Here is a 23109-nt window from a genome sequence, read left to right as displayed (position 1 = left end):
GGAAACCTTGGTTTGATGATAAACTGGGTTACATTAACACACCCTGAGTGCCTAACGCGCGCCCTAAAAGTATGAACAAAGCTGATTTAGTCCAAATAATCATTCAACAACTTGAAGATAAATTGCACGTTGCTCACGCCTCGACACAAAGAGCCATTGACGCCGCGACCGATGAAGAAACAGTGCCAGAGCACAAGTACGACACCCTAGCACTTGAAGCTTCGTATCTGGCGCACGGGCAAGCGATGCGTGTGCAAGAAAGTGAAGAAGAGCTTCGTCAGTACCGTGCTCTTGTCCTACGTGACTTTGTCGATGCTCGTATCGCGGTTGGTGCTTATGTGGAATTAGTCGACGAGAACGATGTTGAAAAAACCTTTTTTATCGGTCCTTGCTCTGGTGGACTGACTGTTAAATGGCAAGGCAAAGAGGTATTTGTACTTACTCCAAAATCTCCCCTTGGTCGTGCTTTGATTGGCAGAGAAGAAGGGGAAGAGATTGATGTGAAAATTGGTGATAAAACAAATTGTTATGAAGTCGTGACGATTTGCTGACATCGTATCCATAGTTGGTTGTTATAGTTAAGCGGAATAATCATGAAAAAAGAGAAAGTAATGAAGAAACTGCTCACACTCTCATTGTTGACCATCAGCGCCAGTGGCTATGCAGCCCAGTGTCGCGTCGATATTAACAACGAAGTTCGTATGGATGGTCAGAACTTAGAAATCGTACATACCAATGGTGAAAAAGCGGTTGTCGATGAAGACAATAACCTGTTCATTAAAGGCGAACTGATTGAGCTTGATGATGATCAGAAAGCGGCAATCGAGAATTACCGCGAAAAGATGAATGCTTATATTCCCCAAGCAAAACAACTGGCAAGTGATGGCTTAGCATTAGCGAACGACATTATTGATGACATTGCGGTCAGTCTTGATGCGCCAGACTCGTTTGATAATGTTAAAGTCGCGATAAAGGACTTCTTCGCAGATGTGGAAGCGCGTTACTACAAAGATGGTGATTTTATTCTGCCTGCTGACAGCTTTGAGTCGATGACAGAATCGTGGTCAAAGGACTTCGAGAAGGCACAAGAAATTTTCAACAAAGAATTCCTAGCCAGCGCTTTTGATGCGTTGTCTGCCAAGATGAAAGAAGATGGTGGTTTGAATTTAACTGCACTGTCTGAAAGCATGACAGAACTGCAAGCTAAGGTACAAGAACGCCTAGCAGAGCACTCGAAAGACGTAGAGAAACAAGCGGAAGATTTGTGTGAATCACTGGATGATATGGCTGGTGAAGAACAGGATCTGCTGAAGAAAATTCCAGAGCTAAAAGACTATCAAGTCTTCACGATTTAATTTGCGAAGCAGAAACAACAAAGAGCGCCTATTATCGGCGCTCTTTTTACATGGGTACTATTCAGTATCTATTCGAGTTATTCAGCATTCATTTGAGTTAACTTGTCACCCACTGGTTTTGAGAAGTTAAAGCCATCGTGCTCATCCCAATTGATTGACCATGTCATCACACCAGCGTAGTTCGGGTAGTTGAACGCTGGTTTCACTGTGCCACATGAAGTGCCCTTGGTTAAGCAATCTAACGCATCAAGGATGTTCTGTGTTGGTGCTTGACCAGAGTTAGCTGAGCTCGGTCCCGATGGCAAGCCAATCGCGACTTGGTCATCACGTAGTGGCTCAAACATGGTGCCATCTGCTAATTCAAAGCCCTCAATCAACATCTTAGATTGCGCCACCATCATATCCACTGAGCCTTCTGGTGCCGATCCTGGTAAGTAAGGGTTTGGCAAACCACCATTGTTGTACAACTGTACGTGTAGTAGGTCGAGCGTGCTGCGCGTCTCATTGATCACTGGAATGTATGCGCCCCAGATGCCGCTGTAAGCCACATAGCCACCTTGCACGTAAGGGTGTTCTGGTGCCATGGTGAGGTACATATCGCCGCCCATGTTCTGTTCAATTTGCAACAAAGCTCGACCTAAACGCGCTTGGATTTGCGAACCATGCAGTAGGTTAGAGCCACTTTCTAGATCCACATCCAAACCATCGAAGCCCCATTCGGCAATCAGTGCGGTCAGGCTCGATACAAAGTTTGCTTCATCTTGGTCGGTGTTCAGTGTAATCGTACCTTCAGCGCCACCAAGAGATAGAACAAACTTCTTACCTTTGGCTTGCAATGCAGCCATGTCTTGTTTGAACTGGGTTGGATCTAATGCAGGACAATCACTATAGATGTCTCCAGAGTACAAGTTGAAATGTACGGTACCATCGCTGTTGCGGTCATTTTCTGCAAAGGCAATATCAATCACATCCCATGCATCAGACATATAAGCTAAGCGGATAGGGCAGCCTGCGCCGTTCACGAAGTTGTGCCAGTAGCCAATCAACTTGTGGCGTTTCTCGGTTTTCTCGACCACGGCAATAGAAGCGGCATCAGAAAGTGCTGTTGTGCCTGAAAGGTCGGTGGCTTGAGCGCTTACCGTAAAGTTGCCTATCGCGGCTGGTGTCCAGTTCGTCGAGTAAGGTGCTGTCGTGTCTGTTGCGACAATTGTTCCGTTCACCATAAAGTCGACGTGTTTAACGCCAGAGGTTAATGAGGTTGCATCCGCGCTTAGGACGAGATTTTTACCTAAACCTACGGTTTGACCTGCACTCGGTGACGTCAATGAAATCACCAAGTCTTGGTCACTCACTGTCACGTTAACAACAGACTCGGAAATATTATTATCGTTGTCTGTTGCAACGGCTTTAAGTTGATTTGTGCCAACTAGCGTTGCATTCCATAAAACGGAATATGGCGCTTGAGCGACCACGCCTAAGCTGGTGCTATTAGCAAAGAACTCAACTTGACTCACGTTACCATCTGCATCACTGGCATCTGCTGAGATCTCAACATTGCTACCAGCAAGTAAGACTTGACCTTCACTTGGTGCGGTAATAGCAACTTGAGGCGGCGTTGAGCAGGCTCCTAAGCCAGTCCACGCATCTTGCCAGTACAAACCTTCACCCGGTTCATAAGCCCAGGCTGCATCAGAAGAACACCAACCTGCAACATCACAACGGTATTTCTGGTTGAGGTTAGAGACTAGTGTACCGACTTCATAGCGGTTACCGGCAACATAAGGCACGGCGTCTGCACAACCACCAGAGTTGGAGTCACTCACGACGAGTGAGACTTCTTGACTCATGGTCGATAGGTTTGAATCGTCGGTTGCTTGCGCTTTAAAGGTATGAGTTCCAACTGCTGCAGTCCAGACGTATTCGTACGGTGCAGTGGTATCGACGGCAACCGATTGGTTGTTTATGAAGAACTCAACTTGGGTGACTAAACCATCGCTGTCTGCTGCATCGGCGGTTACCGAAATAGTGTCACCTACACTTGGTGTTTCTGTGCCTGTTGGGTTCGTTAGAGAAACGACTGGCGGTGGTAGTTCGGTTTGTGGTTGAACGAAGATAGACACATTGGTTGTGGTTACGGCACCTTCATTGTCGGTTGCGATCGCCGTTAACTGAGAGACCCCCTCCAATGCTGTCCAGTCAGCTTGAAACGGGGATTGGGTTACAATAGCCACGGTTTGGTTCCCGGCAAGAAATTCAACTTGAGCGACTTGACCATCTTCATCTGCGGCATTGGCTAATAAAGTGATCACGCTGCCTTCTGGGATTTGCGCATTATTCGCGGGAGAAGAGAAGGACACCGTAGGAGGTAGGTTTGTACTGCCACCATCACATTGACCAAGACCTTTCCAAGCCTCCCATGGACCTGAATTGTTTACCGGATCATTACCTTGTGTCCAGTACGCCGCTTCATACGCAGCCCCTTTGGTTTGCACTTGGTCACCGGAGTTATAAACCGTTGTGTTATCCCATACAGGTAAAGTTTGGCAATTGTAGGCTTGAGCTTGATAGCTAACACTAAGGGTCGCTATCACTGCACCATGCAGTAGAGTGAACTTCATTTTTCTCTCCTTGAGTTACTCGATGTTCGCAAGAACATGAACAGATATAGTTAGATAACTAGTTGATAAATAGACCTCAGGAGAGAAAATCGAAGCGTTATGTTTCACTTTTCAACACGAAATCACGCTGAACTATTCATGCTTTACAAGCCGACTCATTATTTTTCGGCTCACTTCACGCTGATTTATAAATTCATCAAAAGGACAAAAACGGATACGTGGTGAATATGAGATGTACGTGGAAATTTACAAACTGAATGTCTGCTAATTGATCCGATTGTCGAGTAATTAACCTAATCACTCTTGTTGAGTAGACGATATTGCTATAGTGTACTAGTCAGCTAGTTCATTGATATTTTGTGTGAGTGGTATGACACAACAAACTTCTTCTCAGCCTCGTGAGCATTTTGGCTCTCGTCTTGGATTCATCTTAGCGGCAGCTGGTGCTGCGGTAGGTCTAGGTAACATTTGGGGTTTTCCTACTCAAGCAGCAAGTAACGGCGGTGGTGCCTTCTTGTTGGTTTACTTGGTGATGATTCTTATCGTTGCATTTCCAATGCTGGTGGTTGAAATGGCGATCGGTCGTCATGGTCAAGCCAACCCAGTTGATAGTATGCGCTCTCTAACAGGCAACCCAATAGGCAAAAAGCTTGGTGGTCTTGTTGGTTGGATTGGTCTGAGTGTGCCAAGTGCCGTTTTGGCATTTTACTCGATTGTTGGCGGCTGGTTGATTTGCTTTATGTTGGGGGCTATTACCGACATTATGGGCATGGAGGCAGCAACACAATGGTTGAAAGGCTTCAGTGTTGAGCGCAATTTGTTTGGTACGATTACATTTTATGTATTAACCATTTTGATCGTACAAGGCGGCGTGAAGCAAGGCATTGAGAAATGGTCTACACGACTAATGCCTGCACTGTTTGTTCTATTTGGTCTGCTGTTCATCTACATCATGACGCAAAACGGTGCGATGGAAGGTTTGAAGCATTACCTAGTGCCTGATTTCGAGAAAGTATGGGATCGCAAGCTTATTCTTGCAGCAATGGGACAAGGTTTCTTCTCTCTGACCATTGGTGGCTGCTCGATGCTTATTTACGGCTCTTACTTAAGCAAGAAAGAGAACCTACCGAAGATGGCAATGAACGTAACCATGGTAGACACCGCAGTTGCCTTTATTGCGGGTCTAGTGGTGATGCCTGCGATGTTCGTTGCGATGCAAAAAGGCGTTCAAATCTACGCAGAAGATGGTTCGCTATTGAGTTCTGATACGCTGGTATTTACTGTTCTGCCATTGATGTTTGATAGCTTAGGTTTGCTTGGTCAACTGTTCTCAATCGTCTTCTTCTTACTACTGACGATTGCGGCACTGACATCATCTATCTCGATGCTTGAATGCCCAGTGGCATTGGTGGGTGAGCGATTTAACACCAAACGTAGCACGACGAGTTGGGTTTTAGGTGGTCTGATTGCGCTATTTAGTGTGGTTATCGTATTTAACTTTGGTGCTCTGTTTGGCATGGTTGCGACTATCGCAACGCAATACTTACAGCCTATGGCGGCGCTATTGTTCTGTTTATTTGGTGGTTGGGTATGGAACCGTCACTCGAAGATTAAAGAACTTGAGCAAGGCTGTCCGGAGTTCACTCAAGGTTGGTTCGGTAAGCTGTGGCCGGCATACGTGAAGTTTGTTTGTCCGATTCTGGTCGCGACAGTTATCTGGGCTTCGTTCGGCTAATCAGCTTACGCAAAGCACAAAAGAAAAGGGCTTGATGAATGCATCAAGCCCTTTTTTCTATTCGTTGCTTACGTTGTCCGTATTGGTTAGCGATTAACGGAACTGACCAGCGTCAGGCAGAAAGTCAAAGCCCGCCGTAGCTAGTTTTGCTTCAAGTGCTGCTCGGTCGATATCAAAGAATGCAACCAACTTATCCAGATCACCACCAAAGTCATCACGCAGCTTCATGTTGACGATGCTCATCAGCATGATTGGATCCATGGATTCGAAGTTCGTTAGATTCATTACTTATCCTCGAAATCAGAGATCAGTAGGTTTGCTGCAGCAAATGCTGCTTTATCACGAACGTCTTTTGGTAAAGACTCGTCAGCAGCAACATCATTTAGTGCTCTTACTGCACATGAGATTGCTTGAGGAACGTAAGCTTGATCGCCACTACCAATTTGAGCGTAAAGCTCACGAACCAAATCACAACAGCCGTATACTTGCATGGCTAAATCCTTAATAAATGATAACTGCTCTCAAATATACACATAGCCGTTTTGAAACTCAAAGCAGAGAATTGTTTTGGCTCAAATTCACAGACAACTTGAGCAAACATTCATCACTGTAATTGTGCTTCCAATTGAAGTGTGACTTCTGGAGAAAGATTGAGCTGTTTCGCAAGCTCTTGTAAGTAGGCTTTTTCCATAAAGTTTTGTTCATCTGCCACAATCAATGACGCGAGATAAATTTCTGATGCTTGTTGCGGTGATGTTGCCAAGCGCGCAATTTCTGCAGGATCAAGAGGCTTGTGAAGTTCTCGATGAACCAGTTGTCTTACGTGTTCGTCCGCGCCCATCTCTGTCAGGGCTTGTTCGATACGAGCCATTTCTTGTTCATCGACATGACCATCAGCTTTGGCTGCACCAATCATGGCTTTAAGGATCAGTTTCGCGTGTTTGTTGTCATCAGGATCGAAGGTTTCGTTGACGCCTTGCGTATCCTGCTTCGCTTGCCAATCGTTGTAGACTTTGTAAGCCAGAGCACCTAACGCCGCTGCGCCACCGACTTTTAGAGCTCCAGTGCCCACTTTCTTCGCCATCTTTTTGCTTTTCTTAGAGCCCATTAGCATGCCGATAAGACCGCCACCAATTGCACCCACACCAAGTGTTTTCAGTTGGTTAGAGCTCGATGAAGATTTGACATTGTTAGTTTGTTTACCAAGAGCATCGGCGCCTTGCTTGAGTAGGTCTGATTTGAGCGCTTGGTTAAGAAGACTTTTTAGATCCATGAGTGACCTCCTTACTAGATTAAATCCAGTGTAAGGTGATGAATCTGAACCAAAGATTAACAACGCAAATATCAGAGAGGGTCTATACCCATAAAAACAGACGTAAAAAAGGGCTGACCGAAGCCAACCCTTTTCATCGCTATGTATTCAGCACAATGTGCTTAGTGCAGCTTATTGAAGTTGAGCTTTAACGTGCTCAACGATGTCTGCCATTGCAACTGCGGTTTTCTCACCAGTGCGGCGGTTCTTATACTCGAAGTTGCCTTCTTTCATTGAACGATCGCCGATCACGATAGTGTGAGGAATACCGATAAGTTCCATATCAGAGAACATTACGCCTGGGCGCTCTTTACGGTCATCGAATAGTACTTCGATACCCATAGCCGTCAGTTCAGCGTACAGCTTCTCAGCCGCTTCTTTCACTTCTTCAGACTTGTGCATGTTCATAGGAACGATAGCTACTTGGAAAGGCGCTAGTGCGTCTGGCCAAATGATGCCGTATTTGTCGTGGTTTTGCTCAATTGCAGAAGCAACAACACGTGAAACACCGATACCATAGCAACCCATTTCTAGGATTACGTTTTTACCGTCAGGACCAAGAACACCACAGTTCATTGCTTCTGAGTAAACATTACCTAGTTGGAAGATGTGACCAACTTCGATACCACGCTTAAGCATTAGCGTACCTTGACCACATGGGCTTGGATCGCCTTCTACTACGTTACGTAGATCTTCAACTTGACCTAGTTCAACGTCACGACCCCAGTTGATACCGAAGTAGTGTTTGTCGTCGATGTTTGCACCCGCGCCGAAGTCGCTCATTACAGCAACAGAGCGGTCAACGATGAATGGCAGCTTAAGACCTACAGGGCCTAGAGAACCAGCACCAGCACCGATAAGTGCACGCATTTCCTCTTCTGATGCCATCTCTAGTGGAGAAGCAACTTGAGGTAGGTTTTCTGCTTTTACTTCGTTTAGCTCGTGGTCACCACGAACGATAAGAGCGATGATGTCAGCATCAACTTCGTCAGACGCTTTCACGAATAGAGTTTTAACCGTCTTCTCGATTGGTAGACCGTGCTGCTCTACAAGTTCCGCGATTGTTTTTGCGTTTGGTGTATCAACCAGTGTCATCTCTTGAGTTGGCTCTGCGCGATCACCTGCAGGCGCTGCTGCTTCTGCTTTTTCAATGTTCGCTGCGTAATCAGACTCAGTAGAGAATGCGATTAGGTCTTCGCCACTTTCAGCAAGTACGTGGAACTCTTGAGAGCCGCTACCTCCGATAGCGCCAGAGTCAGCAAGTACTGGACGGTACTCAAGACCCATGCGATCGAATGCTTTACAGTAAGCATCGTGCATCGCTTGGTAAGATTTCTCTAGACCTTCTTTGTCGATGTCGAAGCTGTATGCATCCATCATGCAGAATTCACGTGCACGCATTACGCCGAAACGTGGACGACGTTCATCACGGAATTTAGTCTGGATTTGGTACAGGTTTAGCGGAAGCTGTTTGTAAGAGCTCACTTCGTTACGCACAAGGCTAGTGATCACTTCTTCAGCTGTAGGGCTAAGAACAAACGGACGAGTATGACGGTCAGTAAAGCGAAGTAGCTCAGGACCCATCTTCTCAGAACGACCTGTCTCTTCCCATAGTTCAAACGGCTGAACAACGGGCATCAAAGTTTCGACTGCACCTGCATTGTCGATTTCTTGACGAACGATGTTTTCGACTTTACGCAGCACACGTAGACCAGTAGGCAGCCAGGTGTAAAGACCTGAAGCCAGCTTACGGATCATACCCGCGCGTAGCATGAGCTGGTGGCTCACTACTTCTGCGTCGTTTGGAGTCTCCTTCAGAGTAGAAAGAAGATAATTACTGGTACGCATTAAATTTATCCGTTTATTAAAGTTAGATACTCAAGCCAGAATGGGCAGGAGTATGAAGGTCCCACGAGGGGAAAATTGTTAGCCGCCTATAATATCAGCCAAATGCCTTTGTCAAAAGCTTTCAATCGCAGTAACTGTTATTAAGTTATCGCTAACCGTGAACTTGACGTTTAAATCGAACAAATTTACCGCATATTCCTTGCTGTCAGGCTTGTTTTTCTTGTAAGCCGGACGAGGATCTTGTGCCAGAACTTGCTCGAGAACTGTTTTCACATACCCAGTATCGTTACGCTTTTCGAGTGTTTCCAGTGCAATGGAAGAGAAGTCTACCTGAGATGTTTCAGGCTCTTCTTCTGCGTAACCACCCTGTGCTTCTGTAATCGAATCCGAGTAAGGGATATATGGCTTAATATCGATAATTGGTGTGCCATCGACTAGGTCTACGTTACCAAGATCTAAATAGATCTGGTCGCCTTTCTTACTGATACCTTTGACCTCCACTGCGGACATGCCGATACCGTTGGGTCTGAAGGTAGAACGTGAAGCAAACACGCCAATACGTTCGTTTCCGCCCAAACGAGGGGGACGTACCGTCGGTTTCCATCCTGCTTCTAAATTCTGATCAAACAAAAACAGTAACCATACGTGAGAAAATTGCTCTAATCCACGCACGGCTTCGGGGCTATTTGCCGCACCTTGTAGTTTAACGCGCGAGCGTGCTGCGGGTACCAAACGAGGCTGGCGAGGAACGGCGAATTTCTCTTTATAAGGGCTTTCGATAATGCCAATCGGCTCAATGGAATACATGAGTAGGATCTTTAACTGGGGTTTAAGGAGCAAAGTATCACAAATTTTGCTTGCTTTTATTGTTGAGAATGATTATTAATTAAAATGTTATAACATAACAGTTAATCAAAAGGACAAGTTATATGAAACCAGGTATCCATCCTGAATATCGACCTGTGGTATTTCATGATACTAGCGTAGATGAATATTTTGTTGTGGGTTCAACGTTGCAAACCGACCGAACGATTGAATGGAAAGATGGCAAAACTTACCCATATTTCACACTCGATGTATCGTCTGCGTCTCATCCGTTCTATACCGGGAAGCAACGTGTAGTACAAGCAGAAGGTCGTATTGCGAACTTCAATCGTCGTTTTGGGCAATTTGGCAAAGATAAGGATTAAGAGATGAAAGTCGTTAAGTCATTAAAGAGTGCAAAAAACCGCCATCCTGATTGTCAAATCGTCAAAAGAAGAGGGCGTTTATACGTGATTTGCAAAACGAATCCACGTTTTAAGGCGGTGCAGAAATAACCATAAATATGGTGGTAATTTATGGAATGCGATGAGTTATAATTCTGATTTATGATCTATATGTGGGTGATATAACTATATTTTTATCGATTATAGGTCATAAGTTCGACTGTTCGTTACATTCTGTAACGTTTTGAACTTTCACTTAACCCTTGTGTCGAGTACCCTGCGCAAGCTTTGTGACATTTTTGTCACAAACGCGCAGGAATAAATACAAGGAGGGAACAGATGAGTTCATCTGCTTCAATGAAACAAAACTCGCCAAAGAAGCCACTATTTACGCGCTTCTTAGATACAGTTGAATATTTGGGGAACCTATTACCCCACCCAATCACACTTTTCGCCATTTTCTGTCTCGCAATCCTAGTTATGTCCGGCATTGCTGGTTACTTTGAAGTTTCCGTTGTTGACCCTCGCCCTGAAGGTGCTCCGGGTCGCGCTGCAGATGGCATGATCCAAGTTGTAAGTTTGCTAAATGCTGAAGGTTTACAACTGATTGTAACTAACCTAGTGAAAAACTTCGTAGGCTTCGCACCGTTAGGTACCGTACTGGTTGCGATGCTTGGTGTTGCCATTGCAGAACATTCTGGTCTACTTTCTGCTGCAATGCGCGGTCTTGTAATGGGCGCATCTCAGCGCATGGTTACAGTAACGGTTGTTTTCGCTGGTATCATTTCAAACACGGCTTCTGAGCTTGGCTACGTGGTACTGATTCCACTAGCGGCGATGCTGTTCCACTCTTTAGGTCGTCATCCACTTGCTGGCCTAGCCGCTGCGTTTGCTGGTGTATCTGGCGGCTATTCTGCCAACCTACTTATCGGTACGGTTGACCCTCTGTTGTCTGGTATTACTGAAACAGCAGCACAGATGATTGACCCAACTTACACCGTTGGTCCAGAAGTAAACTGGTACTTCATGTTTGTTTCTACCTTCTTCATCGCGATTACAGGCGCATTTGTAACTGAAAAAATCGTTGAGCCAAAACTTGGCCAATACAATGATGAAGAAGCGGCAGAAGACCTATCTCAAGATAAAATGGGTGGTTTGACTGACGTCGAGAAGAAAGGTCTTAAGCTGGCGGGTATCGCAGTACTGGTCGTTTCTGCACTATTGGCATGGACTATCGTTCCGGCTGATGGTGTTCTGCGTTCTGATGCAGGTACGGTTGCGGGCTCTCCATTTCTAAAGAGTATTGTTGCGTTTATCTTTGTTTTCTTTGCAGTACCAGGCTTTGTTTATGGTCGCGTTGTAGGCACCATGAAGAATGATCGCGATGTGATTGATGCAATGTCGAAGTCAATGTCTTCAATGGGCATGTACATTGTTTTGGTATTCTTCGCCGCTCAATTTGTTGCTTTCTTCAAGTGGACAAACTTTGGTCAGGTATTTGCGGTTGCGGGCGCAAGCTTCCTGCAGGAAATTGGTCTAACTGGTCCAATGCTGTTCTTCGCCTTCATCCTAATGTGTGGCTTCATCAACTTGATGATTGGTTCGGCATCAGCACAGTGGGCAGTAACAGCGCCAATCTTCGTACCTATGTTGATGCTGGTGGGCTACGCACCTGAAACTATTCAAGCGGCTTACCGTATTGGTGACTCAACAACGAACATCATTACACCGATGATGAGCTACTTCGGTCTTATCCTTGCGGTAGCAACACGCTACATGAAGAACTTAGGTATCGGTACGCTGATTGCGACCATGCTACCTTACTCAATTGTCTTCATTGTTGGCTGGAGCGTTCTATTCTACCTATGGGTATTCGTATTCGGTCTACCAGTAGGTCCAGGTGCAGCAACGTATTACACGCCTTAACTAGAAGCTTCACTCAGCTCAATCAAAGCCTGCGTTTATCGCAGGCTTTTGTCTACTTATAGCCCTGCAAAACGATACGTCAGCCCGACTTCCAATGACCAACCGACATCACGCTGAATCAAAGGACTCTCACTATCATGATGAATGAATTCAGCCTTTGTAATGCCTATCCAAGATGGTGTGAACTCATACAAACCAATAACTCCGGCTTGATAAACAAAAGTAGAATCGGCCTTAAATTCTTTTAGTCCTGATGCTGCCGCTTCTTGTGCTGAAACACTGTACAGATGGTTAGAGAGTTTTTTATCTCGGTAATCGACTTCTAGAAAGGGGGTGAGGGTAAACGGTGGTAACCAAGTTTCTAGCGTCCGACCGAGATGCAGTTGAACTTCGTAGCCATTATGTTCTGAGGTGACATCATGCAGATAAGTCAATCTCGCGCCAACAGTGCCTAAAGTAATACCAAGCTCACCATTCCCACCACGATCGTCAATACCGTTTGGCAGATCGGCAAACGTATCGGAGACTTCCGCGAAACGCCAGTTTGCTGATAGCCCCACATAAGGTAACGCTTGCCAGTTTGCTAAGCTACCATCGACAAAACCGATAGGACCGGAATAGAACAAGTTAGGGGTGGCACCAAACTGAGGTTTGTCTTTGACGGAAAAGACGTTTTCGCCATAGGTAACGCTGCCTCCCACAATGCCAAAAGATTCTTGATTGGCAAGTGAAGTGGCAGAGACAAAAAGTAATGATAGGGGAAGGACGATCCGTGCATTCATAAATAAAACTCCATTCTTGTTATAACTACAGAGAACGGAGTTTTCGGATTTATATTTCATTGGTGAATTATTACAACGGAGAAGTAGGCGTCGCTTTACGTTTGATAAGGAGCTAACTGACGAGACCATTTCCTCACTTGATAACCTGTTTTGATGGAAAGGCATTATGAAGGCAATTCTTCACCATTCCACTCTATATCAACAGTCGAAGCCGCAGCCAATTTCACTTTGTTCTTCCTTGCTAATTGAAGCAGTTCAAAAACGCTCAACATTTGGCTCCTGATCGGTAAGTTGTGTTGCTGCATTACGTTGACGCCAGATAGCCAATCCCGCCAAGTATTTGTTTTAAAGAGAGATAATAAGCCTTGTGCGATAAGCGAAACCGCACCTAGATGGTGTAACTGCGGTTTTGTAGGAAAAGAGAACGCAAGTTCGGGAAACAATTGAATACATTGCGGTGAGAGCAGGTGTAAACCACTAGTGGCTCTTGGGTTGCACTCGATTATATATAGCTCATTGTTTGTCTGGATAAAATCGAATGAAACTTGACCATGGTAGCGATGCCGGTGTCCAAAAGCAGTCATAAATACATCTAATCGATCATCAAATACTGGTTGAAATGCACTAGCGGCAGAGCCATTTACGCAGTTTTTGGGTAAATAAGCTTGGTGCGCTCTCATTTGACCATGTTCAAAAATCGCGTAGTTGCAAATAGGTGCTCCGTGGATTTTTTCTTGTTGTACCCAAGGGTGTTGAGTCGACATCGTGAGAGTGGAAATAGACTGACGGGTAATATCTCGTATCACTTCACCGCCGAATCGAGAGTAAACTGGTTTGAGTACTGAGCCAGCATCAATCTCAATGTCATGTTTATCGGTAACCAAACGAGTTTTAGGTAGGGAAATCTCGGGTAAATCTCGAAGTTGGTCAAAGACGGTAAACTTGTTGTGCAGTAAGCGCAGTAATGTCGAATTGGGTAGAAAAAAATGGACTCTCGGACACTGTTGGGCGATGTGTGCCAAATAGTACACTTCTTCACAAGTCGGTATCACCATATCAATGCGCTGCTGAGTTAGTAAATTGAGGATCTGTTGCTGGTAAGTAGGAAACGAAAATCGAGGTGAAGCCGTTTTTACGTAATGCTCAATGCCTCGTAAAAACGCCCCCAGAGGTTGTGCTAATGAATCAGTGAGAACGACATCGTGTCCATGGTTCATACACATTGCTGCCCACTCTAATGCGACGGGAGCTCGGGCGCCAGTGATTAAAATCCGCATGTATTCACCACTCGTCGTTGTTTGTTCATCGGAGTCCAAATCGGAGCGGGGCGATAATTGAATGTGACTGGATCAAGCTTTAGTTGATCAAACAGTTTTACTAGGGCTCGATAAATGCTCGGGTGGTGGTAAACATCCGCCTCGATTTGAATAGCCTGCGCTCCGGTTTGGGTGATTCGGTAATCGACACGATCCTGAATTTCTAAAGTGATGGATCGGTAAATAAGATCAGGCAGCACCGACACTGGTACTTGGCTTGCGTTCAATGTTAGGCAGTCGCCACATCGCCCGGCAATGGCTCCGAGTGGTTCAAATACGCCGTCGTCCTGTTTGCTCTCAATGATATCGTCAAGCTGGTAGCGAATAATTGGCTGAGTTTTACGACGAAAATCAGTGATTATAGGGCTGTAATGAGTGCGTTCAGCGTTTAGCCAATGTTTTTCAATATAGACAATATCTTGATTCCATCGCATTTGTCCTTGTTGGTCCGTGCACGCAAGAAAACCTTCAGTACATTGATAGACTTCATGCAATTCACTATCGAATTTTTGAGAAATATAGTGACGGTCGCTCTCGGTTAGCACCTCTGCTCCAGAAATGATCCGCTTTGGCTGGATCGCTGGCTGACCAAACTGACCACTGAATTGAGCACAGAGTTGAAGGGCTTGAGCGCTACCAACCAAAAGCGTGGGTTGAAACTCATCTAGTTCCTTTATCCACTCTTGGTAAGGTTTGTTTAAATCAGCATAAAAGAACGTAACGGGACCTTTTGCTACGGATTTATACAACGGGCTGTTGGCTCGCAGGGCAAGAGCAATTCGATGTTTTCCCCACAAGCCGGGTAAGAGGCGACCCAAAATGTTGCCTGCCCAGAGTTGTGTTTCTTGTTTATCCGCGAGGAACAATCCACGCATACCAGAGGTGCCCGAAGACAATCCAACAGTTACATAGTCAACTTTTGAAGCTGCGAAATTACGTGATTGTTCTACCTCTAACGCCTGTTGCATTAATGAGTTTGCATCCAAACCTTTTGTGTTTAACTCAGAAAGATTTTCCATCATGGTTTGCTTATTCATGATTGGGAAATCACAGAGTGACGCTCCTTGAAATGAATGATAATAAGGAGAATGACGACACACCCAATCCAGATGTTGTGTTATCTGTTTTTGTTGCCACTTTTCAACATGTGTTCTTGAGCTAAAAGGGCGGTAGCGTGTACGCCAAAACTCAGAGAGAAAAGTTCTCACACTATCCATCCTTCTGTAATTAACTGCTGGATTGTCGCTTGGCAATGAGAAGGCACAAAGCGCACAAAGTGATGGGTATTCTGGTAGCAATTTCTCAACTCAGAGAGTGTTTGTTTGTAAGCTTGGGTATCATCGCAAAGCATGTTCGCGAGCCAATGTTGATCGATGTTTTCACTCAAGCTCTCGATTAACCAACAGGCATCTGCTAATAAGAACAGCCAACCTTGCTCTCTCTTCGCTAAAAGCCCTACTTGACCAGCTGCATGCCCGGGTAAACTCACCATATAAATTAAGCCGTCGTTGAACATATCTTTACAAAGCAGATCAACGCCTTGGCAATGGGGAAGGATTTCACCAATTGGTATGGAAAAATCACGGTGCATGACCAAGTTGGATTCGAGTTGTTGAGGGAGTAGCGCTTTTAGGTATCCTTTTCTTACGCCTCCCACTCGACCACTCTTAGTTAGGGCGTCCACTCCTTTTTGTTGGCAATGTAGTTGAGAGTGCGCAAACTCAGACACGGCAGCGATGTGATCGGCATGGAAATGAGAAAGAACCAAGTGTTCAATCTCATGAGGTCCGATTTTCTCTTTTGCTAACTGAGCCACAATTCCGTGCTCTTTTTGATAGTGACATGGGGTTGTCCAAGCATAAAAGCGTTCAGGGAAGGGGCGAGTGGCACGAAAAAAATGCTCGTGATACCCCGTGTCAAACAGAATGTTACCTTGAGTTGGGTGTTGAATTAACGCGACAGCCGCTGGAAACGATCTTGGTTTTAACCCAGAGCCGGGCTTGACGACAAAACCAGGGTGTACGCAGTGCCCAGCCTCAAAGATTTTTATTTTTAGACCAGTCTGCATACTGTTGGATTCCTTCTTGAACTGAAAAAAGTGGTTGGTAATTCAGCTTTTGTTGCGCCTTACTGATATCTAGAGTTTGGTGATAGTTAAATAGCCCTGCGCTGTATGAAGTGAGCTTTGGCTCCGGTTGGTGTGGTAAGCGCATCCGTATTTGCTCACTGAGTTTTAATAACGGCAACACAAAGCGGTATGGGAGTGATGTTAATTTAACGTTTATGTCCAATGCTTCACATAAAGCTCTTAGCACGGTCTCAATCGGCATTGGCTCATTATTGGATATATTGAAGATGTCACCATGTTGAAGTTGTTCCGCTTGAGTACAAGCAAGCATGGCAGCATGGGCAACATTATCGACATAAGTCAGATCAACAACTGGATTTCGCCCGGATGGCAGAAGTAGTGTGTCGTTTTTTATCGCTTTAAGTACCCTTGGGATAATCGCGCGATCGTTCGGACCGAAAATACCACGAGGTCTTAAAATGATTGTTTTGCTGTGCCCTTGTATGGCTTCAAGTTCAGATAAGTATTTAGTGTGCGCGTAATCATTACACCAACGCGAAGCAATATCGTCTGTTTCTCGGATGTTCCACCTGTCTTTGTGGTCAAAATAGACGCTGGTGGAGGAGATATGGATAAAACGTGGTACCTGATGTGCATTCGCTGCGCAGATAAGGTTTTTTGTGGCATCTACATTGGATTGATAAAATGCTTCCCACTTACCCCAAGGGCTTGAGAGTGCAGCGCAATGGATGATCCCATCCATACCTTGGCACACTTCATGAACCGCTGATTTATCCTCTAAATTGATTAAATGCGGTGTGACATTGAATTGGTCTGTGAGTTGTTTTGCGATGACAGTATTTCGCGCAGTAAAGTGCAGTTCATGTTGCTGGTGAAACATTCGTAGAATCGCACTGCCCAGCATACCACTGCCACCTGTGACTAATATTCTCATAATTTAAGTACGCCCATCCCCAACGAGAGCCCAGCAGCAGTGCCCGCCAATAACACATGTTTCCCTTGTGTGCCTGGTTGGTTGCGTAGCCAGTGCAAATTTATCGGCAGTGACGCAGCGACTTGGTTACCCAAAGTAGAAAAGTGATTAACGGTTTTTTCTTTTGGTAAACCGACAAGTGAGGGTAACTTCTTTAAACCGTGAGCACTTGCTTGGTGTGGAAGAAAGTAGTCAATATCGCGAAGAGTGACTGGAGAGGAGCCAAAGCCTTTTTCAAGAAACGCTGGCAAAGTTTTGCGCACATGTTTAAACAGTGCTTTGCCTTCCATCTCAAATTGGCAGTTTTTCAAATAGGCTTGATGCTCTGAAGTATGCGGGTTGATATGACTGCCTCCCCCCTTAATTTGACAGAATGAATACCCAGCGTGATACGTTTCAAAGTGGCTTGTGATCAGCCCTTCATTCTCTGTTTGCTCTAGTAAAAACGCTGCTGCACCATCGGCAAATAAGGTCGCAACTTCAGGTTTGAGTGTGAAGCTGCGATTCAGTGTGATGCCCGTAGCGAGCTCACTGGTGACAATAATAATACGTTGGTAGCGTTTTGCTATGAAAAGGTTCTGAGCAAGATTGAGAGCTGAGAGAAAAGACAAACAGGTACTGTTTAAATCAAAACTTTCTAGCGATGTCGGGGCGTCTAATGCAGCTAAAACTGCTGAAGCATCATAAGGTAAAGCCTGATGATGTGTGCCACTGGCATAAATAAGGAGGTCAACAGAACTTAGCGAGTGTGTGTTGCCGAGACATTGCATTATCGCTTGCATTGCCATATATACAGCGGTTTCTTTCGTGCTGGCTACATGACGATATTCAACATCAAATTTGTTTCGACAAGTCCCTGAGGGTAATTTTAGGAAGCGATCCATCTCCCGATCTGACCATTGATTGACTGGCAGATAGCTTCCACTGGAAAGGATATTAAAGCCCATTATTTTCTACAAAGTTATTAAAAACGCCGTTCAAAATAATTTAAGTTGCATATTGGGTCTATATCGAAAAGGTTAAAAAATAAGTGAGACAATGCGAATGGGAGCGATAACACGCTTTGTATGCAAGACTGAGTACAAAATATTCACTAATGAGCCAGGTGTTGATCAACTGGCTCAATTTAAAAGGTGAGAGTTTTACTTCTTAAATTTGGCTAAAATACGATCCAAATGGTTAGCAAACTCTCTGCGTTCAGTTTGAGACAGAGCCGCAGGACCGCCTGTTTGAATACCGCTTGAGCGCATGGTGTCCATGAAATCACGAATGTTCAAACGCGCTTTGATGGTGTCTTTAGTATATAACTCGCCTCGTGAACTTAATGCTTGAGCTCCTTTGCTGATCACTTCGTCTGCCAATGGAATATCAGAGGTAATCACCAAGTCATTGGCTTCTACACGACGAACGATTTCATTGTCGGCAATATCAAAGCCCGCTGGTACTTGCAGAGAGTGAATATTGGCACGCTTGGGTACTGGCACTACATGGTTTGCCACAAATGTACATTCAACACCAGTACGTTCAGCCGCGCGTACGATTGTTTCGCGAATAACTTTCGGACAGGCATCCGCATCTACCCATAATTTCATGATGTTTTCTCACTCAATTTCGCTTCGAGTTCTTCAACACGAGCAGTCAATTTGGCTACTGTCTCTTCAAGTGCAGCAATGCGATCCTCTTCTTTTGGTTCTTGGACTGCGACTTCAACTTTCGGAATGCGGTTTGCGCTCTTCCAACTTTTAATAGTCGCAATCAGTGCTGGCATAGGCACAGGTGTTTTCATGCGAGCTTTTACCAGAGCTACAGTGGGTTCTTTACCCTGCTGTTGCAGTTGCTCCATCACGGCTTCAAGCTCTTTAGTGACGTCTTGAGTTAACATAATTTATCCATACTAAAATGACTTCTATCATCATACTTTGCACGGTCGATTTTAGCGAATAGCAATTTCGGCAGAGCCTTGTGCGAGATCTCTCACAGTGGTTGTGAGAGAAAACGATTTCGTCATCAGTTAAATAGAAAATATTTAAGCTAAGTTATTGAAAAATGTGGTTTTAACATGTTTTTAACTAAGTTTTTTGCCAAAAGATTTTCTAGGGTAGATTGTGATTTGAAGGGAAAAGCGTAAATTAAACCTTGTCGGCAGGAAGCAGACATGGAACAGGAAAGCACCAAGGATTTGGTTATCGTCAGGAAGACGATTTGGTTATTCAGGATGAATGGTCAAGCAAGGAGCGTAGGACATTGTAAGGACACAATCATCAATAGGATGTTGATGACTAAGGATAGACAATGGACCCCTCATAGGATTGAGGTAGGGACAGCATCAGGATGATGCAAGGGACACCGCTCAAGGAACAAGTGATGTGCGCTAACGGGGAATGTTAGCTATCAGGATGATAAGGACACCGCTAGGACGGCGACGTAAGGACTAAGCTGACGGAATCAGCCACTATTATGGATGATGCATGGAGCACTAATTAGTAGCCGGACTGCTGCGAGTAAGACTATGACCCCGATACGCTTGTGTCGGGGTCTTTCTTATTTAAGCCCTTTCATATTTTGGGATGATTGAAAGTGGCAATATCACATTATTTATAAATTCCTCATAACACTGAATAAAAAACAATCCAGATCAATATCCTTTCCAATCAGTTGGTTTAACTTTCGGCTTCTCAAAAAGGCGTTATGTGCCGCATAACATGTTCAAAGCTATTGAACTTTTGTTATGTGGATAAATTAAGTTTGCTGTAATCAAGGAACAGATGTGACCATAGTAACCAGAAGAATGCTTCTTCTACCCTACAATGAGTCGTTGCAACTAGAGTTCGTGATGTTGAATTGCTGTGCTAAAAATCGCGCAGAGATGAATGGACCTCATACGGTGTCTTCTGCCAAACAACTGTTTGAGAAGATTCTGGATGACGAGAATGTCCACAGTATGGCGGTGCTTGAAAGTACCAGCCGTGATTATATGGGACACGTGTTCATTTCAAACCTAGATCATGAACCTGAGCTAGGGTTTATCTTTGATAAAGCTTATTGGGGTAAAGGGTTAGCGACAGAAGCGCTAAAGGCGTTTTTCCCGAAAGCATGCCGTGAGCTTGGGCTACACAAAGTCAAAGCAAATGTGAATAGCCATCACAAAGCATCCATGGCAGTACTGGAAAAACTAGGATTTATAAAGACGAGAGAGAGCAAGGACCTTTACGGCCCTTACTTTGAAATGGAATTTACAAGCGATGTGGCGGTAGGTGAAAGTTCAGCGGCCTAAACCCGATCATCGTCAATTCACCTTGGTAGCAATCATCACCAAGAGATGAAAACTCAAATTGATACACTGTATGCCAACGCCAGATTCCGTCTGGCGTTTTCAGTTTATGGGCACCAAAAGCGATGCTTACCAGTTGAAGATCTAACTGCTCACATTTACGCGTAATCGCCGCTTTTGCCAACTCTGATTGACGTCGTTGTTGCCAAAACAAAAAGCAGAAAAAGCACAGTCCTAAAATGGCTAATAGGTCACCGATCATCCCTAATCCTTCATTATCCCTTTGTTGCTTGCTGCAGTTTCACCAATGCAGTCGCTAGCTCTTCCGATGGGCTAGAGTGCAGCAAAGGCAGCAATACCATTCTTAGCTCTGGCAGCATAACTAAATCGGCAAATAGCTGATTAAATAAAGCCTGATTACCAGTTTGTGCGAGGCGCAATAAAAATTGTTCAGCAATACTAGCATCAGCCAGTAGGTGCCACGTACGACCTGCAATACCGATTAGTACTTCTTGATGGCTTAAGCGTGGGCTTTGTAAAATTGCCTTCAAGATTGACAAGGAAATCTCGGTTGGTGCGCCTGCTAAAGAGCGGATTAAAGCTGAGAGTAAGAACAGATCGGGCTCGTTACTTTCGATCTCTTGCTGCGCTTTCTCTGCAATGCGCTTAGCCAAACGTTCTTGCAAATCAACATGCTCTAACGCACCAAGTAGGGCGTATAGCGGTTCATTGGGTAAGTAGTTAAGGGCTTTACGCAAAGTCACGGCATTTTGCTCTTTACCCAGACGAGCTGCCATATCAGTAATACCTTGCAGACCAACTGTTTGCCAGTTTTCCCAGCCTAAACCGCCCGTAAAGTAGTGCTGAGTATGCTCGTAGTATTGGCTGGTGGGTAAGTCCAAGTTTGCGCGAACTTGGCTATGGAAGACTGCCATCTTTTCTTCTGCGGGTTTGAAGGTGTATGGGTTGTTAGAGAGCTTTTGTTGCTGCTCTTCTGTCATTTCTTCACTTAGGCGAGTACCCATCGCTTCTACGACGTATTTAATGAAGTTGCCAATATCCGCTTGCTTTAGCAGACCTCGCTCATCCAGCTCGAACTTTAAGAACCAAATCCAAGGTTGCTTTTGCTCATTCCAGTATGCGATCGCCAAGTGTGCTTTTCGCTGCATTGGGAATGGGTATGGGCATTGACCTTTTTCCACGTCAGCAAATACTTGTGGCTCGATGGTCTTGATACGACGACCAAGGTCGAAGATTTGATACTCACACTGACTGTTGCTTAGCAACTGAGTGAGGGTTTGAATGTTTTCCATTAAATACGACATCCTAATGTTCTTTTCACAAGAAATGGTATCATTCTTGGCTAATTCAAGGTTCGAGACGGAATTAATGGCAACAAACATCCAATTGGTCGACTTACTTCAACAACTTGAGGCACAACTGCAGCATCATGAGTTGTGGCAACAAACTATGCCCTCTGCAGACGCGCTACAGAGTACAGAACCTTTCGCGATTGACACGCTGCATCCACATGAGTGGTTACAATGGATCTTTATTGCCCGTATGCGTGCGTTAGTTGAAGATAATCAACCTTTACCTCGAGGCTTTTCTATCGAGCCGTATTTTGCAGAAGTATGGAAACAAGAGCCGCATTACGCCGAGCTACTGGTAACCATTCGAACCATCGACGAACTATGTAAGTAACCTCAATGTCAGAACAAGAAATATCACCATCGGTTGAGCCAGTGGTACTAGAGATCGTTTATCAGGACGAGTATTTTGTCGCGGTTAATAAACCTGCGGGTATGTTGGTACACCGAAGTTGGTTGGATAAGCACGAAACTCAGTTTGTGATGCAAACATTGCGTGATCAAATTGGTCAGCATGTTTTTCCATTGCACCGGTTGGACCGCCCAACTTCAGGTGTACTGGTTTTTGCTTTATCCAGTGAAGTCGCATCGCAAGTGATGCCTATGTTTGCTGAGCATAAGATGGAGAAAACCTATCATGCAATTGTTCGAGGCTGGATTGAAGAAGAAGGTGTTCTTGATTACGCCTTGAAAGTTGAGCTGGATAAGATCGCTGATAAGTTCGCTTCACAAGAGAAAGAAGCGCAAGACGCCGTAACGGCATACAAACCGTTAGCGAAAGTGGAAGTGCCATACTCTACGGGTAAGTTTCCAACTACACGCTACTGTTTGATGGAGATGAAGCCAAAGACAGGGCGTAAGCATCAATTGCGTCGCCACATGGCGCACCTGCGTCATCCAATTGTTGGGGATACGACGCATGGTGACGGTAAACACAACAAACTTTATCGCACGGAATTTGATTCCCATCGCTTATTGTTGCATGCATCAGCGCTGCGCTTTGTGCATCCGTTCACTGATGAAGAAATCGTGATGAAAGCCAATATCGATGAGACTTGGCAGCAGTTGTTTGCTCGATTTGCATGGGATGAATCTTTGGTAAGATAAAACGGCTATCTTTATTAAGTCGAAAGATAGGAGGGGTGGTATATACCCAAGTAACCTCAAGATGCTAGGTTCAGCGAGACTGACTTGGTTTGTAGACGCAGCGGCGATTTAAAGGTTTAGTGGGTCTAAATCAAGAATCGGCAACAAAGTATACAAGCCAAGGCAGCTCGCCCTTTGGGAGCGTGTCATTGACCCGATT

25 protein-coding genes are annotated in these 23109 nt (G+C 45.0%); 9 read left to right on the top strand and 16 right to left on the bottom strand.

Annotated features, from left to right (window positions below; genetic code table 11):
* Window positions 1-71: 71 nt before the first annotated feature.
* The gene (locus tag MHO32_RS03485) at window positions 72-551 is read left to right on the top strand and encodes a GreA/GreB family elongation factor (RefSeq protein WP_005446230.1); all 480 of its coding nucleotides are present in this window, start codon (window positions 72-74) and stop codon (window positions 549-551) included.
* Window positions 552-611: 60 nt separating this feature from the next.
* Window positions 612-1355, top strand: a complete 744-nt coding sequence (locus MHO32_RS03480; RefSeq protein WP_026000226.1) for a YggN family protein — start codon at window positions 612-614, stop codon at window positions 1353-1355.
* 77 nt (window positions 1356-1432) lie between these two features.
* On the opposite strand, the gene MHO32_RS03475 is transcribed toward MHO32_RS03480, so the two are convergent.
* The gene (locus MHO32_RS03475) at window positions 1433-3973 is read right to left on the bottom strand and encodes an Ig-like domain-containing protein (protein ID WP_239210656.1); all 2541 of its coding nucleotides are present in this window, start codon (window positions 3971-3973) and stop codon (window positions 1433-1435) included.
* Between the two features lie 370 nt (window positions 3974-4343).
* Here MHO32_RS03475 and MHO32_RS03470 point away from each other — a divergent pair, with 370 nt between their 5' ends.
* Window positions 4344-5708 (top strand): sodium-dependent transporter, encoded by a 1365-nt coding sequence (locus MHO32_RS03470; RefSeq protein ID WP_005446225.1) that lies wholly within the window; start codon window positions 4344-4346, stop codon window positions 5706-5708.
* Between the two features lie 93 nt (window positions 5709-5801).
* Here the strand turns inward: MHO32_RS03470 and MHO32_RS03465 are convergent, their stop codons facing one another.
* From MHO32_RS03465 to tsaA, 5 genes are all read right to left on the bottom strand, one after another.
* Complete coding sequence (locus MHO32_RS03465) at window positions 5802-5993, bottom strand: DUF4250 domain-containing protein (protein WP_009698654.1); 192 nt, start codon at window positions 5991-5993, stop codon at window positions 5802-5804.
* Entirely contained in the window at window positions 5993-6199 is a 207-nt protein-coding gene (locus tag MHO32_RS03460; RefSeq protein ID WP_005446221.1) for a YaeP family protein, read from the bottom strand. The genes MHO32_RS03465 and MHO32_RS03460 overlap by 1 nt, the downstream gene beginning before the upstream one ends.
* Window positions 6200-6312: 113 nt before the next feature.
* Window positions 6313-6981: a tellurite resistance TerB family protein gene (locus MHO32_RS03455; protein WP_239210655.1), complete on the bottom strand. Its 669-nt coding sequence runs from the start codon at window positions 6979-6981 to the stop codon at window positions 6313-6315.
* Window positions 6982-7152: 171 nt separating this feature from the next.
* Window positions 7153-8868, bottom strand: coding sequence for a proline--tRNA ligase (locus MHO32_RS03450; protein WP_239210654.1), 1716 nt, complete (start codon window positions 8866-8868; stop codon window positions 7153-7155).
* A gap of 111 nt (window positions 8869-8979) precedes the next feature.
* Window positions 8980-9675, bottom strand: coding sequence for a tRNA (N6-threonylcarbamoyladenosine(37)-N6)-methyltransferase TrmO (gene tsaA, locus MHO32_RS03445; protein WP_009698652.1), 696 nt, complete (start codon window positions 9673-9675; stop codon window positions 8980-8982).
* A 122-nt stretch (window positions 9676-9797) separates the two neighbouring features.
* Between tsaA and MHO32_RS03440 the strand changes: the two genes are divergently transcribed.
* The 3 genes from MHO32_RS03440 to MHO32_RS03430 all read left to right on the top strand — a co-directional run bounded on the left by MHO32_RS03440 (window position 9798) and on the right by MHO32_RS03430 (window position 12002).
* Window positions 9798-10058: a type B 50S ribosomal protein L31 gene (locus tag MHO32_RS03440; RefSeq protein WP_005446212.1), complete on the top strand. Its 261-nt coding sequence runs from the start codon at window positions 9798-9800 to the stop codon at window positions 10056-10058.
* A gap of 3 nt (window positions 10059-10061) precedes the next feature.
* On the top strand, window positions 10062-10187 hold the full coding sequence (ykgO, locus tag MHO32_RS03435) for a type B 50S ribosomal protein L36 (RefSeq protein ID WP_004744821.1): 126 nt from the start codon (window positions 10062-10064) through the stop codon (window positions 10185-10187).
* 228 nt (window positions 10188-10415) lie between these two features.
* Window positions 10416-12002, top strand: coding sequence for an AbgT family transporter (locus tag MHO32_RS03430; RefSeq protein ID WP_239210653.1), 1587 nt, complete (start codon window positions 10416-10418; stop codon window positions 12000-12002).
* 56 nt (window positions 12003-12058) lie between these two features.
* Here MHO32_RS03430 and MHO32_RS03425 read toward each other — a convergent pair whose 3' ends face one another.
* The 8 genes from MHO32_RS03425 to MHO32_RS03390 form a co-directional block, all read right to left on the bottom strand.
* Window positions 12059-12784, bottom strand: a complete 726-nt coding sequence (locus MHO32_RS03425; protein ID WP_239210652.1) for a MipA/OmpV family protein — start codon at window positions 12782-12784, stop codon at window positions 12059-12061.
* Window positions 12785-12948: 164 nt separating this feature from the next.
* Window positions 12949-14061 (bottom strand): ATP-grasp domain-containing protein, encoded by a 1113-nt coding sequence (locus tag MHO32_RS03420; RefSeq protein ID WP_239210651.1) that lies wholly within the window; start codon window positions 14059-14061, stop codon window positions 12949-12951.
* Window positions 14049-15317, bottom strand: a complete 1269-nt coding sequence (locus MHO32_RS03415) for a F390 synthetase-related protein (protein ID WP_239210650.1) — start codon at window positions 15315-15317, stop codon at window positions 14049-14051. Before MHO32_RS03415 ends, MHO32_RS03420 begins: the two co-directional genes overlap by 13 nt.
* Window positions 15305-16168, bottom strand: coding sequence for an MBL fold metallo-hydrolase (locus MHO32_RS03410; protein WP_009698648.1), 864 nt, complete (start codon window positions 16166-16168; stop codon window positions 15305-15307). The genes MHO32_RS03415 and MHO32_RS03410 overlap by 13 nt, the downstream gene beginning before the upstream one ends.
* Window positions 16137-17123, bottom strand: a complete 987-nt coding sequence (locus MHO32_RS03405) for an NAD-dependent epimerase/dehydratase family protein (RefSeq protein ID WP_101904550.1) — start codon at window positions 17121-17123, stop codon at window positions 16137-16139. The genes MHO32_RS03410 and MHO32_RS03405 overlap by 32 nt, the downstream gene beginning before the upstream one ends.
* On the bottom strand, window positions 17120-18109 hold the full coding sequence (locus tag MHO32_RS03400; RefSeq protein ID WP_239210649.1) for a ketoacyl-ACP synthase III: 990 nt from the start codon (window positions 18107-18109) through the stop codon (window positions 17120-17122). The genes MHO32_RS03405 and MHO32_RS03400 overlap by 4 nt, the downstream gene beginning before the upstream one ends.
* 195 nt (window positions 18110-18304) lie before the next feature.
* A complete protein-coding gene (locus tag MHO32_RS03395; protein ID WP_005446198.1) occupies window positions 18305-18754 on the bottom strand; it encodes a YaiI/YqxD family protein in 450 nt (149 codons plus the stop codon).
* Window positions 18751-19044: a hypothetical protein gene (locus tag MHO32_RS03390; RefSeq protein WP_154203453.1), complete on the bottom strand. Its 294-nt coding sequence runs from the start codon at window positions 19042-19044 to the stop codon at window positions 18751-18753. The genes MHO32_RS03395 and MHO32_RS03390 overlap by 4 nt, the downstream gene beginning before the upstream one ends.
* A gap of 906 nt (window positions 19045-19950) precedes the next feature.
* Here MHO32_RS03390 and MHO32_RS03385 point away from each other — a divergent pair.
* Window positions 19951-20436 carry a GNAT family N-acetyltransferase gene (locus MHO32_RS03385; RefSeq protein WP_005446192.1) on the top strand — a complete coding sequence of 162 codons (486 nt, stop codon included), beginning with the start codon at window positions 19951-19953 and terminating at the stop codon, window positions 20434-20436.
* Here MHO32_RS03385 and MHO32_RS03380 read toward each other — a convergent pair.
* Together MHO32_RS03380 and MHO32_RS03375 are read right to left on the bottom strand one after the other, a co-directional pair.
* Window positions 20396-20695 carry a DUF3301 domain-containing protein gene (locus tag MHO32_RS03380; RefSeq protein WP_005446190.1) on the bottom strand — a complete coding sequence of 100 codons (300 nt, stop codon included), beginning with the start codon at window positions 20693-20695 and terminating at the stop codon, window positions 20396-20398. The two genes, MHO32_RS03385 and MHO32_RS03380, sit on opposite strands and share 41 nt — an antisense overlap.
* Window positions 20696-20708: 13 nt before the next feature.
* Window positions 20709-21746, bottom strand: a complete 1038-nt coding sequence (locus tag MHO32_RS03375; protein WP_009698644.1) for a DUF3549 family protein — start codon at window positions 21744-21746, stop codon at window positions 20709-20711.
* A gap of 76 nt (window positions 21747-21822) precedes the next feature.
* Between MHO32_RS03375 and MHO32_RS03370 the strand changes: the two genes are divergently transcribed.
* Both MHO32_RS03370 and truC read left to right on the top strand, forming a co-directional pair.
* Window positions 21823-22137 carry a YqcC family protein gene (locus tag MHO32_RS03370; RefSeq protein ID WP_239210648.1) on the top strand — a complete coding sequence of 105 codons (315 nt, stop codon included), beginning with the start codon at window positions 21823-21825 and terminating at the stop codon, window positions 22135-22137.
* Window positions 22138-22142: 5 nt separating this feature from the next.
* Window positions 22143-22910, top strand: coding sequence for a tRNA pseudouridine(65) synthase TruC (gene truC, locus MHO32_RS03365; protein ID WP_187992752.1), 768 nt, complete (start codon window positions 22143-22145; stop codon window positions 22908-22910).
* Window positions 22911-23109 lie beyond the last annotated feature (199 nt).

The sequence above is a fragment of the Vibrio sp. MMH1-50 genome, from assembly GCF_022347645.1.
GTDB lineage: Bacteria > Pseudomonadota > Gammaproteobacteria > Enterobacterales > Vibrionaceae > Vibrio > Vibrio harveyi.
Note: the sequence above shows the minus strand (reverse complement) of the source record. Positions and strands in the feature narration are given on the sequence as shown.